Below are 13682 nucleotides of genomic sequence, written 5' to 3'. Positions count from 1 at the left end.
GCGCAGGCGGCCAGCGCCTCGACGAGCTGGCCGTTCGAGGTGACCTTGGTGCCGTCGCCGATGTAGAAGGTGTCTTCCAGGCCGGACCGCAGGTGGCCGCCGAGATCGGCGCAGCGCTGGTGCAGCGGCCAGATTTCGGCGCGGCCGATCGCGGTGACTTGCCAGTGTCCTTCAGGGCGCTTCAGCTTGAGCAGGATCGGCAGCAGGTCGGGGTCGGCCGGCATGCCGGAGGCGACGCCCATCACGAAGTTGTACTCCAGCGGGCCCTTGTACATGCCGGTCTGCACGTACATGCCGACCGAGCGCACGATGCCGACGTCGAAGCATTCGAACTCGGGGATGGTGCCTGCGTCGTTCATGGCATCGAGAAAATCCTGGACCTTCGCGACGGAATTATCGAACATCATCGGCGGCCAGGCCCAGCTGTTGTCGGCCTTCACCTTCAGATAGTTCAGCGAACCGGCGTTGCAGGCGGCGATCTCGGGCCTGGTCTCGCGCACGCAGGCGAGCGGCCCCTCATAATGCGGTCCCGACGTGCCGGTCGTGTGGTTGATGATGACCCCGGGGCAAGCCTCGCGGATCGCCTGCTGGATTTCCCTGCTGACGGCGACCTCCCAGGACGGCAGGTGCCCCTTGCCCGGCGCCTGCTGTCGCAGATGGATGTGCATGACGCTCGCGCCGGCATCGAAGGCGGCCCTCGCTTCGCGCGCCATCTCTTCCGGCGTGACCGGCACGTTGTGCTGTTTTGGGTCAGTCAGCACGCCATTCAGCGCGCAGGTGATGACGGCCTTGTCGCTCATGATGCTCGTTCCCGATGCTTCCTACCGCATGATGGTAGCTTCAGGCAGTTGCCTCTTGCGTTCACAAGCTGCAAGTGCAGCGCAGCAAGTCGCTGCACGCATGGAGGGAATTTGCGAAAGCGCAAGTTCACCGCGGCAATTGCGCACATCGAACCTTGCTTTGTGTCAAACTGACTTGCCGTGAGCAGGATATTGCTTGTCCCGAAATCACGCTGCGGAGAGTGGAATGAGCTACAAGGACCTGTTGTTGAGCCTGGCGAACTATCCTGACGCCACCCCCCCGGCGGCTGTCGATCTTGCGGTCGATTTCGCCGCCGGCATCGGCGCAAAGCTCTCGGCCATCGCCTGCGAAACCAGGATCGCCGTGCCGGGCAGCTTCATCGCGCCGGCCTTCCTCAACGTTCCCGCCATGGCCGAAACCGAGGCGAAGAAGGGCCGCGAGCAGGCAGAAAGCGCGCTCGCCGCGTTCGAGAAGGCAGCTCGGGACAAGGGCGTGTTCGAGGAGCGGATCCTCGGCCGTTGCCTCGCGCAGGAGCTCCCCGGACTGCTGGTCGAGTATGCGCGGCTGCGCGATCTCACCATCGTCCCCGCCGAGTCGAACGACTTCGCCGACCAGCCCAATGCCGAGGCGCTGATCTTCGAGTCGGGCCGACCGGTTCTGATGGTGCCGCGCCAGCCGCGCAAGCCCTTTGTCCTGAACACCGCGACCGTTGCCTGGGACTTCAGCCGCCCCGCGGCGCGCGCGGTTGGGGATGCGCTGCCGCTGCTCACCAAGGCAAAGCGCGTCCACATCGTCACCGTGACCAATGAGAAGCGCATCGATACGAGGCGTTCCGGCCCCGAGCTGGCGAAACATCTCGCCCGCCACGGCGTGGACGTGATCCTGGAAACGGTCGATGCCGCCGGGCGCAGCATCCACGAGGCACTGGAGGCCGCCACGCGCGCCAATGACAGCGACCTGCTGGTGATGGGCGCCTACGGGCACTCGCGCCTGCGCGAGTTCGTGCTCGGTGGCGCAACCCGCAACTTGATCGCCCGCCCGCCGCTGCCGGTGCTGCTGTCGCACTGATGCGCCTCCCATGCGCGGCCTGACTGCATCCGAGGCGCTGGCCCGGCTGAAGGCCGAGGGCTTCAACGAGCTGCCCCGCGCCGGCAGGCGCTCGATCGCGCGGCTCGTCCTCGACGTGCTGCGCGAGCCGATGCTGCTCTTGCTGCTGGCCGGCGGCGCGATCTATTTCGCGCTTGGCGACCTCGGCGAGGCGCTGCTGCTGCTGGTGTTTGCCTCCTTTTCCATCGCCGTCACCATCGTGCAGGAGGCGCGAACCGAGCGCGTGCTGGAATCGCTGCGCGACCTGACCAGTCCGCGCGCGCTGGTGATCCGCGGCGGCGAGCGCATTCGCATCGCCGGACGCGACGTCGTGCGCGGCGACCTGATCGTGCTTTCGGAGGGAGACCGGGTTGCGGCCGACGCCACGGTCATGCAATGCGACGATCTGCTGCTGGATGAGTCACTGTTGACGGGAGAATCCGTCCCGGTGCGCAAGCAGGCCCGCCCCCCCGAGACGGGGGCCGGTCCGCCGCATACCGGCGGCGACGACCTGCCCTTTGTGTTTTCCGGCACGCTGGTGGTGCGCGGCAGCGGCATTGCGGAAGTCACATCGACTGGAATCCACACCGAGATCGGCAAGATCGGGCAGTCGCTGCGTTCGCTGGAGACCGAAACCCCGCGGCTACAGCTGCAGACCCGGCGCCTGGTGAAGCTGTTCGCGATTGCCGCCGCCGCCGTCATCACGCTGACGGTGCTGCTCTACGGGCTTTACCGCGGCGGCTGGCTCGAAGGCGTACTGGCCGGCATCGCGCTCGGCATGTCCATGCTTCCGGAGGAGTTTCCGGTCGTCCTCACCGTATTCCTCGCTATGGGCGCCTGGCGGATCTCGCAGGCCCGCGTGCTGACACGGCGCGCGTCAGCCATCGAATCCCTCGGTGCGGCAACCGTGCTCTGCACCGACAAGACGGGCACGCTGACGCAGAATCGCATGACCGTGACCCGGCTGCGGCTGCCCGATGGAACGCAATGCTCGCCGGTCCCTTCAGAACCCGTCGCCCCCGCATTTGCCGCGCTGATCGAAACCGGTGTGCTGGCCTGCGCGCCGCAGCCGTTCGATCCCATGGAAAAGGCGCTGCACGCGCTCGGCCCGGACGCAGCCGGCGGCCGGCAGCTCGCGCGGAGCTATGGGCTGCGCCCCGATCTCCTGGCCATGTCGAACGCGTGGTGTTCGGCCGGCAGCGCATGCACCGTTGCTGCCAAAGGTGCGCCGGAAACCATCGGCATGCTCTGCCGCATGGGCGCAGGCGAACTCGCTGAATTGCGCAAGCGCGTGGACGCGCTCGCCCGCGAAGGCCTGCGCGTGCTCGGCGTGGCGTGCGCCACCGGCGATCCTGACGACCTTCCGGAATCGCAGCGCGATTTTGCGTTCAGCTTTTGCGGACTGATCGGCTTTGCCGACCCGCTACGGCCGGAGGTGAGGGATGCCGTCGCCGAATGCCGGTCCGCCGGCATCCGCGTGGTGATGATTACAGGCGACTATCCCGCAACCGCCTCGGCAATCGCGGCGCAGGCCGGCCTCGATCATGCGCGCATCCTGACGGGTACGGAGATCCAGACGCTGGACGACGACGAGCTCGCCCACGCGGCCCAGGGGCAAACCGCTTTCGCGCGGATCGCGCCGGACCAAAAACTGAGGATCGTCAGCGCACTCAAGCGGGACGGCGAGATCGTCGCCATGACCGGCGACGGCGTCAACGACGCACCGTCACTGAAGGCCGCCCATATCGGTATCGCCATGGGCGGGCGCGGCACCGACGTTGCGCGCGAGGCGTCCTCCATCGTGCTGCTCGACGACGATTTCGGCTCGATCGTGAAGGCGATCCGGCTCGGCCGCCGAATCTACGACAATCTGCGCAAGGCGATGAGCTTCATCCTGGCGGTGCACGTGCCGATCGCGGGGCTTGCGCTGCTGCCGCTGCTGACCGGGATGCCGCTGCTGTTCGGCCCGGTCCACATCGCCTTCCTGGAAATGATCATCGATCCCGTCTGCTCGCTGGTGTTCGAGGCCGAAACCGAGGAGCGCAATGTGATGCAGCGGCCGCCGCGCTCGCCGGACGAGCCGCTGTTGCCGAAGGCCCTGGTTCTCTGGTCGGCGCTGCAGGGCGCCCTGGCGCTGGTCCTGACCGGCGGCGTGATGGTGACGGCCAATGCCTGGGGCATGCTGGAGAACGAAGTGCGCGCGCTGACGTTCTTCTCGCTGGTGCTCGTCATCGTCAGCCTGGTCTTCGTCAATCGCTCGTTCTCGAGCTCGCTGGTCGAAGCCTTCACCCGGCCGAACCGGGTGCTGGCCCTTATCATCGTGTTTGTGACGGCGATGCTGGCGCTGAGCCTCGCCTGGCCGGCGGCGGCAGGCCTGTTTCGCTTCGGCCCGCTGCATGCCGACGATCTCGCCATCACCGCCGGCGCCGCACTGATCTCGCTGGTGCTGCTGGAAATCTCGAAATTCCCGCTGCGCCACGCGCTGGGGGGCGCGGCGGCGCGCCGTCAGGACAGCGTCGCATCCTCGCTGCGATAGATCGCCAGATCCCGGGAACCCGAAAAGATCGCGCGCGGCTTCAAGCCGTAAAAGCGGCGGATCGAGTGGCTGAAATGCGTGGAATCGGGGTAGCCGATATCCTGCGCGAGATGGGCGAGGTTGATGTCCTGGTTGGCGAAGTGCAACAGATGCCGCGCACGCTTCCAGGCGCGGAAGGAGCGGAAGGCAATTCCGGTCTCTTCCTTGAACAGATGCAGGAAACGCGAGGACGACAGCCCCGCCTCCGCCGCACAGCTCGCCGCCGTCACCGGCTCGCCGGAGAATCTTCCGATCTGCGCGATTGCCCGGGTCACGCGCGAATCGAGCTCGCGGCGCGGCAGCGCTTCGCCGAAGCACATGGCGTCCAGCCGGGTGCTCGTGATGTCTTCGCCGCTGCGCCGGTTGCGCAGCATGTCGTAGGCGGCGCGGATTCTCGAGATGAACGCGTCCTGCTCGGGTCCGGTCAGGCGCGAGGTGAGGTCATCGAGCGCACCGGGCCGCAGGCTTTCGGGTTCGATCAGGACGGAGATGGCCGAGCGATGATCGCTGGCGATGGTGTGGCGGAAATTCGGCGGCACGACCAGCAATTCGCCATAACGCTCGCCGCCATCGGAAGTCGTAAGCCAAAGGCTGCCCTTCAGTGCGACATAGACATTGAACGCACCCTGGCAGCGCTCGCGCGGCCGTCCCACCAGGCCGGCGTAGAACACCCGGTCCGGCGTGATCAGCATCAAATGACCGGATTCACGGCCCTTGTCGTCCATGGCGCATCCTCCTCGCGCGGCTCTTTTCCGGCCGCTGCGGCGGGCAAGACCATAGCGGAAAATCGGGCTCTGTCACGGCGCGAATGGGCTGATCGGATGTATACCAGCGCACGGTCAACAGCGGCGCTTATGCCTGGATCCGCGGCGCCACGTTCTGTTCGACACCGGCCTTGCGCTCGGCGGCCACCGCCCGCTTGTAGGCGTCGCGCTGCTGCAACCGCGCCCAGTAGGCCGCGACGTTGGGACCGAAATCCTTGGCGAGCCCGATGGTTTCGGCCAGGCGCAGCGCATAGCCATTGACGATGTCGGCCGCCGTGAAGCGGCCGGCGCACAGCCATTCGGAATTCGCCGTCGCCGCCTCCACCGCGCGCAGCCGGCCGAGGAACCATTTTGCATAATCGCCGGCGACCTGCGGATTGCGCCGCTCTTCCGGTTCGAGTTGGCTGTAACGGAGCACCAGCGTCTGCGGAAACGTCAGCGTGGCGTCGGAAAAATACATCCAGTTCAGGAAGGCACCGTAAGCGGGCTCGTCGAGCCCGACCACCAGCGGCGTCGGGCCGTGTCTGGTGCCGAGATAGTAACAAATGCCGGACGATTCCGTCATTTTGGTCTCGCCATCGACCATGAAGGGAATCGTGCCCAGCGGGTTGATGGCGAGATACTCCTTGGCGAAGACGCGCGGCGGGAACGGCAGCATCTTCAACTCGTAGGCGAGACCCATCTCTTCGAGCATCCAGAGCGGGCGGAACGAGCGGGCGCCGTCGCAGTGATAGAGCGTGATCATCAGCCATTCCCTTTTCGTTGACCCGGCAGGATACCCATCATCTTGCACAACACCATCAGCATCACCTCGTCGGCGCCGCCGCCGATCGAGGTCAGGCGAAAATCGCGATAGGCGCGGCTGACGTGGGTCTCGTTCATGAAGCCCATGCCGCCCCAATATTGCAGGCAGGCGTCGGTGACCTCGCGCCCCAGCCGGCCGGCCTTCAGTTTCGCCATGCTGGCGAGCTTTGTCACGTCCTCGCCCGCGACCAGCTGCTCGCCGGCGCGATAGACCAGCGAACGCAGCAGCTCGACCTCGGTCTGCATTTCCGCGAGCTTGAAGTGCACCACCTGGTTGTCGAGGATCGTGCCGCCGAAGGCCTTGCGGCCGCGGGTGTATTCGATCGTCTCGTCGATGATGACTTCCAGCGCCTTCAGGCAGGAGGCCGCGCCCCACAGCCGCTCCTCCTGGAACTGGATCATCTGGTAGGTGAAGCCTGCGCCCTCCTCGCCGATGCGGTTGCGCTTGGGCACCCGGACGTTGTCGAAGAAGATCTGCGCGGTGTCGGAGGAGCGCATGCCGAGCTTGTCGAGCTTGCGGGCGATCTGCACGCCCTTGCTTTTCATCGGCACGCAGATCAGCGACTTGTTGCGGTGGACCGGGCCGTCGCCGGTGTTGGCGAGCAAGCAGATCCAGTCGGCCTGCGTGCCGTTGGTGATCCACATCTTGCCGCCGTTGATGACGTAATCGTCTCCGTCCGAGCGCGCCTGGGTCTTGATCGAGGCAACGTCCGAGCCGGCCCCTGGCTCGGAGACGCCGATGCAGGCCACGGCATCGCCCGATATCGCCGGTGCGAGGAATTCGCGGCGCACCTCGTCCGAGCCGAACCGCGCCAGCGCCGGCGTCGCCATGTCGGTCTGCACCCCGATCGCCATCGGCACGCCGCCGCATTTGATCGCGCCCAACTCTTCCGCCATCATCAGCGCGTAGGAATAATCCAGCCCCTGTCCGCCGAACTCCTCGGGCTTGTTGAGGCCGAGGAAGCCGAGATTGCCGAGCTTCTTGAACAGCTCATGCGCAGGGAAGATGTCGTTGTCCTCCCATTCGTCGACATGGGGGTTGATCTCCGCCGCAATGAATTTCTGCAACGCGCGGCGCGGTTCGTCGTGGTCGGCGGTGAACAGCATCGTTTCCTCTAACTCCGGTCTCTCTATCCACCGTCATGGCCGGGCTCGTCCCGGCCATCCACGTCTTTGCGACCACGGGCGGTGAAGGAAGACGTGGATGCCCGGGACGAGCCCGGGCATGACGGCGGTCTTCTCGTCGTCACAGCCCCATCTGCCTCGAGGCGAGGTCCTTCATGATCTCTTCGGTGCCGCCGCCGATGGCATTGACCTTGACCTCGCGGTAGATGCGCTCGACCTTGACGCCGCGCATGAAGCCGGCGCCGCCGAATATCTGCACCGCTTCCGAGGCGCAGAACGCCATGGTTTGCGTCGCCTGGTTCTTCATCATGCAGATTTCGGCGACGGGATTTTCGCCCTGCTCGAGCCGCCAGGCCAAGAGCTCCAGCATCGACTGGCTCGCCGCCACCCGCTGCGCCATGTCGACAATCTTGTGGCGGATCACCTGGTGCTGCGCGATCGGTTTGCCAAAGGTCTTGCGCTCCCGGGCGTAGGCGATGGCCTCGTCGACGCAGACGCGCGCAAACGCCGTGCAGCCCGCTGCCATGCCCATGCGCTCGCTGTTGAAGTTCTGCATGATGATCTTGAAGCCATGACCTTCCTCGCCGATCAGATTTTCGGTCGGCACGCGGCATTCGTCGAAATGCAGCGTCGCGGTGTCGGAGGCCCACCAGCCCATCTTCTTCAGCTTGGTGCGGGAGAGGCCCGGCGTATCGCCGGGTATGAGCAGCAGGCTGACGCCGCCTGCGCCCTCCCCGCCCGTGCGCACGGCCACCGTCAGGTAATCCGCGCGCATGCCAGAGGTGATGAAAGTCTTCTCGCCGCTGACGACATAATGATCGCCGTCGCGCCGCGCCTTGGTGCGCAGGTTCGCCACATCGGAGCCGCCGCTCGGCTCGGTGATCGCAAGCGCGGAAATCTTCTGCCCCGACAGGATCTGCGGCAGCACCCGCGCCTTCACCTCCGGCCGCGCGGCGCGCGCGATCGGCGGCGAGCCGATGGTGTGGCTGTTCAGGCTGGCGGAAACACCGCCAGCGCCGGCACGCGCCAGTTCCTGCGCGGCCACGATCTTCATGAATTGGTCGGCAGGCACGCCGCCATACTCTTCCGGAAAGCCGAGCCCGAGCAGCCCGATTTCGGCCGCCTTCACATAGAGTGACCGCGGAAATTCGCCGGCCTCGTCCCATTCGCTGGCATAGGGTTCGATCTCGCGCGCCACGAAGCGGCGCATCACGTCGCGGAACGCCTCGTGCTCCCCGGTATAGAACGGGCTCTGCGGCCGTGTGCGCTCCAGCATGGTGTCCTCCCGCGGCATGGCCGAAATTGCCTCGATTTGCTGGCGGTCCACTTGCGTTAAGCCGCTGCGGATGCGGTTGCCATGCGGCAAGCCGCTAAACGCAAGTATTGGAACAGGGTAACTCCAATGAATGGTATAGGATAGCCGTGAAAAGCAGCGGGCGACGACAGATCGCTGAATGCCGGGAGTGCCGCCATGTCCGTCCGTTACTATGACTGGATCGCCCATCACGGCCGCCGCAATCCCGGCAAGATCGCGCTGGTCGATCTCGGCAGCGGCCGCCGCTTCTCCTATGGCGAGCTGAACGAGCGCGTCTCGCGGCTGGCCGCTCACCTGCGCGATGCGATGAAGGTGACGCGCGGCGACCGCGTTGCGGTGCTGGCGCTGAACACGACCGACACGATGGAGGTTCAGTTCGCCTGCTTCCGGCTTGGCGCGATCTTCCTGCCGCTCAATAACCGCCTCACCGTGCCGGAATTGCAGTTCATCGTCGGCGATGCCGCGCCTGTCGTGATGATCCACGATGCCGACCTCGCCGAGACGGCACTTGCGGTCGCCAAGCTTTGCAATGTTTCCTCGGCGCTCGCGTTCGGCAACGGCGGTTCCTATGAAGCCGGCATCGCGGCGGCGAAGCCGATCGAAACGGCCGAGATCGTCACGCTCGATGACATCTCGACCATCATGTACACCTCGGGCACGACCGGCCTGCCGAAGGGCGCCATCATCACCCATGGCATGACGTTCTGGAACTGCGTCAATCTCGGCGGCCCGGCCTACATCACGCCGGCGTCGGTACTGCTCACGGTGCTGCCGCTGTTCCACACCGGCGGGCTCAATTGCTACACCAATCCGGTGATGCACGCCGGCGGCACGGTGCTGATCATGCGCACCTTCGACCCCGCTGAAGCGCTGAAACTGATCAACGACCCCGCTGTTGGCATCAACGTGTTCTTCGGCGTGCCCTCGATCTACCAGTTCATGGCGCAGCATCCTTCCTTCGCCGGCGCCGATTTCAGCCGCCTCGTGATCGGCGGCGTCGGCGGCGCGCCGATGCCGGTGCCGCTGCTGAAAGTGTGGGAAGCGCGCGGCGTGGCGTTGCAGCAGGGCTATGGCATGACCGAGACCTCGCCGGCGGTGATGGTGCTCGACAAGCAAGATGCCGCGCGCAAGGCCGGCTCCTCCGGCAAGCCGGTGCTGCACACGGAGGTGCGGATCGTGCGGCCCGACGGCAGCGACGCCGATGTCGGCGAGCTCGGTGAGCTCTGGGTCAAGGGGCCGAACGTCACGCCCGGCTACTGGAACCGGCCGGACGCCAACCAGTCCTCCTTCACCGATGGCTGGCTGCACACCGGCGATGCCACACGGATCGACGAGGACGGATTCTACTACATCGTCGACCGCTGGAAGGACATGTACATCTCCGGCGGCGAAAATGTGTATCCGGCGGAAGTCGAGAGCGTGCTGCATCAGCTCACCGCCGTGGCCGAGGCCGCCATCATCGGCATTCCCAACGAGCAATGGGGTGAGGTCGGCATGGCCATCGTCGCGGTGAAGCCGGGACACACGCTGACGCCGGCGGAGATCCACGCGCACTGCGCCGCCAATCTGGCGAGGTTCAAGTGCCCGCGGCTGATCGAGTTCGTCGAGGCGCTGCCGCGCAATGCCACGGGCAAGATCCACAAGCCGACGCTGCGCAAGCAGTTCAGCGTGGCCAAGCCGACGGATGCGAGCGCGGCGGCGTCGTAGCCAACGGCTCCTTCGTCATTGATGCTCAGCCGTACGTGAAAGCGGAATCGTCGAGGTCGATCGCCGGGATTTCGTCCTTTTCGGCCCAGTAATCCTGGGTGTGCTGCCAGTCCGGCTTGTCGCCGCGCTTCGGCAACAGGTGCATGTGGCGCAGCATGTAGCCGGGATTGAAGTTCTCCTCGTCGATCCACGGCAGCAGCGGCATGTTGTCGTCCTGCTTGCGCAAGGTCGGCACCACGCGCCTTGCGCCCTTCTCCTTCATGTGCGCCAGCAGGCGGCAGACGAAGTCGGCGACGAGGTCGGTGCGCAGGGTCCAGCTGGCGCGGAAATAGCCGAACACCCAGGCCATGTTCGGCACGCCCGTGAACATCATGCCGCGATAGGTGACGGTGTCGGCGAAATCGAGCGGCTTGCCGTCGATCTCGAAGCCGATGTCGCCGAGCATGCAGAGGTTGAAGCCGGTTGCGGTGACGATGATGTCGGCCGCGAGCTCCTTGCCGGACTTGAGCAGGATGCCCTTTTCGGTGAAACGGTCGATCTCGTCGGTGACGACGGAGGCGTTGCCGCTCTTCACCGCCTCGAACAGGTCGGCGTCGGGCACGAAGGCGATGCGCTGGCGCCACGGCCGGTAGCTCGGCGTAAAATGCTTCTCGACGTCGAAGCCTTCCGGGAGCACAGCCTGCACGGCGCCGATCAGCTCCTTCTTCACGGCGTCGGGATCGCTGAAGCAGCGCTTGGTGAACCAGTCCTGCTCGAACAGGATCTTGCGCCGCACGATCTCGTGGATCCACTCCTCCTTGATTTGCAGCCGGCGCAGCTCCTCGGCGATCTCGATCGCGTTGCGGCCGGTGCGGAAATAGGTCGGCGAGCGCTGCAGCATGGTGACATGTTCGCACTTGCCGGCGATGCTCGGGATCAGCGTCGCGGCAGTGGCGCCGGAACCGATCACGACGATCTTCTTGCCTTCGGTGGCGAGATCCTTCGGCCAGGTCTGCGGATGGACGATCCGGCCCTTGAACTTGTCCATATCGGTCCATTCCGGCGTGTAGCCTTCCGAATGGCGATAGTAACCCTGGCACATCCATAGGAAGTTCGCGGTGAAGCGCTTTTCTTCGCCCGTGACCTTGTCGACGGCGTCGATGGTCCAGAGGTTGGTCTCGCTCGACCAGCTGGCATGGCTGATGTGATGGTTGTAGCGGATATGCCTTCGGAGATCGTTCTCCTCGATCACCTCGCCCATATAGGAGAGGATCTCCTCCGCGGTCGCGATCGGCGGCCCGACCCATGGCTTGAAGCTGTAGCCGAAGGTGTGCAGGTCGCTGTCGGAGCGGATGCCAGGATATTTGTGCGTCCACCAGGTGCCGCCGAAGGTCTCCTGCTCTTCCAGCACCACGAAGGAGGTGCCGGGCATCTGCCTGGTCAGGTGATAGGCGCTGCCGACGCCGGAGATGCCGGCGCCGACGATCAGCACGTCGAAATGTTCGACTTTCTGCGCGGCGGAAATCGTACGGGAGGGCGCGGTGACGTTCATCTGTTTCAATCTTTGTTTGAACGGTTGAGCATTTCCTGAAAAATTTGTAGCGGGCCACGACTTCACAAACAAGGCGACGCAGCTGCATGCGGCTGCCGCAAACTTACAGGGCTCCTCCCCATTGCCGGGCGATCTGCAACAGCCAGTCGCGATACAGCGTCAGCGGAGTGACGCCGGTCATGCCGCCGCAGCCGGCGCTGCCGTTCGGCCCGGTCGACCAGCTGACGACGCCGACGATTGCAGGTCCACCCTGCTTGTCCTCGAACACGGGCGCGCCGGAATCGCCGGTGCAGGCCCCGAGCCCGTCGCGCGTGCCCTGGCCGACGGGATCGACCAGACGAATCTGCAACGTGCCGGGCCTGCCGGTGGCGACGAGACTCGCAACGCGGATGGTGCCGCCGCTCTTGCCGTCGCCGCGCACGGCAACGCCGATGCCGGCAATGGTGAAGCGGCCGCCGACGGCGATCGGAATATTCGGCATGCCGAGCACGGACGGCGATTTGCCCTTGGCTGGCTGTTCGAGCTGCAGCAGCGCGACATCGGCGGTGGCGCGGTGCGCCGAAAAGGCATCCATCCTGAAGGCAGGATGGATCGCGACGCGACGGATGGTCTGCAGCACCGGCTGGCCCGAGCTGTTGTCGACGATCCGGTATTCCGCGCCGGGCTGCACGCAATGCGCCGCGGTGAGGACGATCTTCGGCGCAATGAGACTGCCGGTGCAGAAATTGCCGCGCGAGCCCACGATGGTGACGATCGAGCGGGCAACGCCATCGGCCTGGGGCGCGCCGCCGCCGACAATGGCCCGCGCCGGCGCGGCTGAGAGCAGCGCAATGGCTGCAAGAAACGGCAATGCGTATTTCATGCTGCAGAAATAGCGGTTCGGCCTCAACCCGCCAAGCGCGGATGAGGACTGGTTTGCATTGGCATTCCATGTTAGCCGCTGCCGCGGCAGCAGCTGGAACCGAGGCGCGCAATGATCGAGGCGGTGATCTGGGATTTCGGCGGGGTATTGACCACCTCGCCCTTCGAGGCGTTCGCGCGGTTCGAGAGCGAGCGCGGCCTGCCCGCCGACATCATCCGCCGCACCAATGCCGCCAATCACCTGGAGAACGCCTGGGCGAAGTTCGAGCGCGCCGAGGTCGACATCGAAGCCTTCGACGCCCTGTTCGCCGCGGAGTCGCTGGCGCTCGGCGCGGAGGTGCGCGGCAAGGACGTGCTGCCGCTGTTGTCCGGCGACCTCCGCCCCGAAATGGTCGAGGCGCTGACGCGCATCAAGGCGAAGTTCAGGACCGGCTGCATCACCAACAACCTGCCCGCCAATACGATCGGCTCGGCCTCCGGCCGCACGCTGTACATCGCCGAGGTGATGGCGCTGTTCGACCACGTCATCGAATCCGCCAAGATCGGCCTGCGCAAGCCGGACCCGCGCATCTACGCGATGATGGTGGAAAAGCTCGGCGTCGATCCGAACAAGTGCGTCTATCTCGACGACCTCGGCATCAACCTGAAGCCCGCGCGCGAAATGGGCATGACGACGATCAAGGTGCTGAACGCGGCGCAAGCGATCGGCGAGTTGGAAGCGGCGACCGGGCTGGCGTTGCGGTAGGTCGAGTGCGATGGCGCGTCGCTCTCGGTCGTCCCGGCGAACGCCGGGACCCATAACCACAGGGCGATGTTGTTGGAATGAGATGGAGCTCCAGCCTTCGCAAAATGACTTCCTGTGGTTATGGGTCCCGGATCGGCGCTCGCTAACGCTCGCTTGTCCGGGACGACAGCGGAGTTTGCTGATTCAGATTTCAAACAGCCGAAATCATTCCCGCGACTCGATTTCGCCCGGGTTGCTGTCGTTCGTTGCTCCCTCTTGGATAGAGGGCGCGGAGAAGGCCGGGCGCCGGCTGCGCCCGCAGCACCGTGTGCAACGGTAGTAAGAAAACGCACACGGATTTGACAGGTACAGCCAGGACATCCCGACCT

Annotated in this window: 11 protein-coding genes; 4 read left to right on the top strand and 7 right to left on the bottom strand. The window is 65.4% G+C overall.

Translation table 11 applies throughout. From position 1 onward, the window contains the following. On the bottom strand, nt 1-800 hold an 800-nt coding region (locus ACT4OC_RS30895; RefSeq protein ID WP_444842856.1), incomplete at its 3' end, for a 3-keto-5-aminohexanoate cleavage protein. 226 nt (nt 801-1026) lie between these two features. Between ACT4OC_RS30895 and ACT4OC_RS30890 the strand changes: the two genes are divergently transcribed. Both ACT4OC_RS30890 and ACT4OC_RS30885 read left to right on the top strand, forming a co-directional pair. Beyond that, the gene (locus ACT4OC_RS30890; protein ID WP_444842855.1) at nt 1027-1869 is read left to right on the top strand and encodes a universal stress protein; all 843 of its coding nucleotides are present in this window, start codon (nt 1027-1029) and stop codon (nt 1867-1869) included. A 10-nt stretch (nt 1870-1879) separates the two neighbouring features. Then, nucleotides 1880-4423, top strand: a complete 2544-nt coding sequence (locus tag ACT4OC_RS30885) for a cation-translocating P-type ATPase (protein WP_444842854.1) — start codon at nt 1880-1882, stop codon at nt 4421-4423. On the opposite strand, the gene ACT4OC_RS30880 is transcribed toward ACT4OC_RS30885, so the two are convergent. The 4 genes from ACT4OC_RS30880 to ACT4OC_RS30865 form a co-directional block, all read right to left on the bottom strand. Further along, a complete protein-coding gene (locus ACT4OC_RS30880; protein ID WP_444842853.1) occupies nt 4393-5187 on the bottom strand; it encodes a helix-turn-helix domain-containing protein in 795 nt (264 codons plus the stop codon). The two genes, ACT4OC_RS30885 and ACT4OC_RS30880, sit on opposite strands and share 31 nt — an antisense overlap. Nucleotides 5188-5314: 127 nt before the next feature. Further along, complete coding sequence (locus ACT4OC_RS30875; RefSeq protein WP_444842852.1) at nt 5315-5971, bottom strand: glutathione S-transferase family protein; 657 nt, start codon at nt 5969-5971, stop codon at nt 5315-5317. Further along, the gene (locus ACT4OC_RS30870; protein ID WP_444842851.1) at nt 5971-7137 is read right to left on the bottom strand and encodes an acyl-CoA dehydrogenase family protein; all 1167 of its coding nucleotides are present in this window, start codon (nt 7135-7137) and stop codon (nt 5971-5973) included. Before ACT4OC_RS30870 ends, ACT4OC_RS30875 begins: the two co-directional genes overlap by 1 nt. A gap of 139 nt (nt 7138-7276) precedes the next feature. Further along, complete coding sequence (locus ACT4OC_RS30865) at nt 7277-8431, bottom strand: acyl-CoA dehydrogenase family protein (RefSeq protein ID WP_444842850.1); 1155 nt, start codon at nt 8429-8431, stop codon at nt 7277-7279. Between the two features lie 195 nt (nt 8432-8626). On the opposite strand from ACT4OC_RS30865, the gene ACT4OC_RS30860 reads away from it, so the two are divergent. Next, nucleotides 8627-10177, top strand: coding sequence for an acyl-CoA synthetase (locus tag ACT4OC_RS30860; RefSeq protein WP_444842849.1), 1551 nt, complete (start codon nt 8627-8629; stop codon nt 10175-10177). A 25-nt stretch (nt 10178-10202) separates the two neighbouring features. Here the strand turns inward: ACT4OC_RS30860 and ACT4OC_RS30855 are convergent, their stop codons facing one another. Both ACT4OC_RS30855 and ACT4OC_RS30850 read right to left on the bottom strand, forming a co-directional pair. After that, nucleotides 10203-11708, bottom strand: coding sequence for a flavin-containing monooxygenase (locus ACT4OC_RS30855; protein WP_444842848.1), 1506 nt, complete (start codon nt 11706-11708; stop codon nt 10203-10205). Between the two features lie 103 nt (nt 11709-11811). Further along, nucleotides 11812-12570 (bottom strand): S1 family peptidase, encoded by a 759-nt coding sequence (locus ACT4OC_RS30850; RefSeq protein ID WP_444842847.1) that lies wholly within the window; start codon nt 12568-12570, stop codon nt 11812-11814. 111 nt (nt 12571-12681) lie between these two features. Here ACT4OC_RS30850 and ACT4OC_RS30845 point away from each other — a divergent pair, with 111 nt between their 5' ends. Continuing rightward, entirely contained in the window at nt 12682-13314 is a 633-nt protein-coding gene (locus tag ACT4OC_RS30845) for an HAD-IA family hydrolase (RefSeq protein ID WP_444842846.1), read from the top strand. The last annotated feature ends 368 nt before the right edge of the window (nt 13315-13682 follow it).

The sequence above is a fragment of the Bradyrhizobium sp. genome, assembly GCF_052389815.1.
In the GTDB taxonomy this organism is placed as follows: Bacteria; Pseudomonadota; Alphaproteobacteria; order Rhizobiales; family Xanthobacteraceae; genus Bradyrhizobium.
Note: the sequence above shows the minus strand (reverse complement) of the source record. Positions and strands in the feature narration are given on the sequence as shown.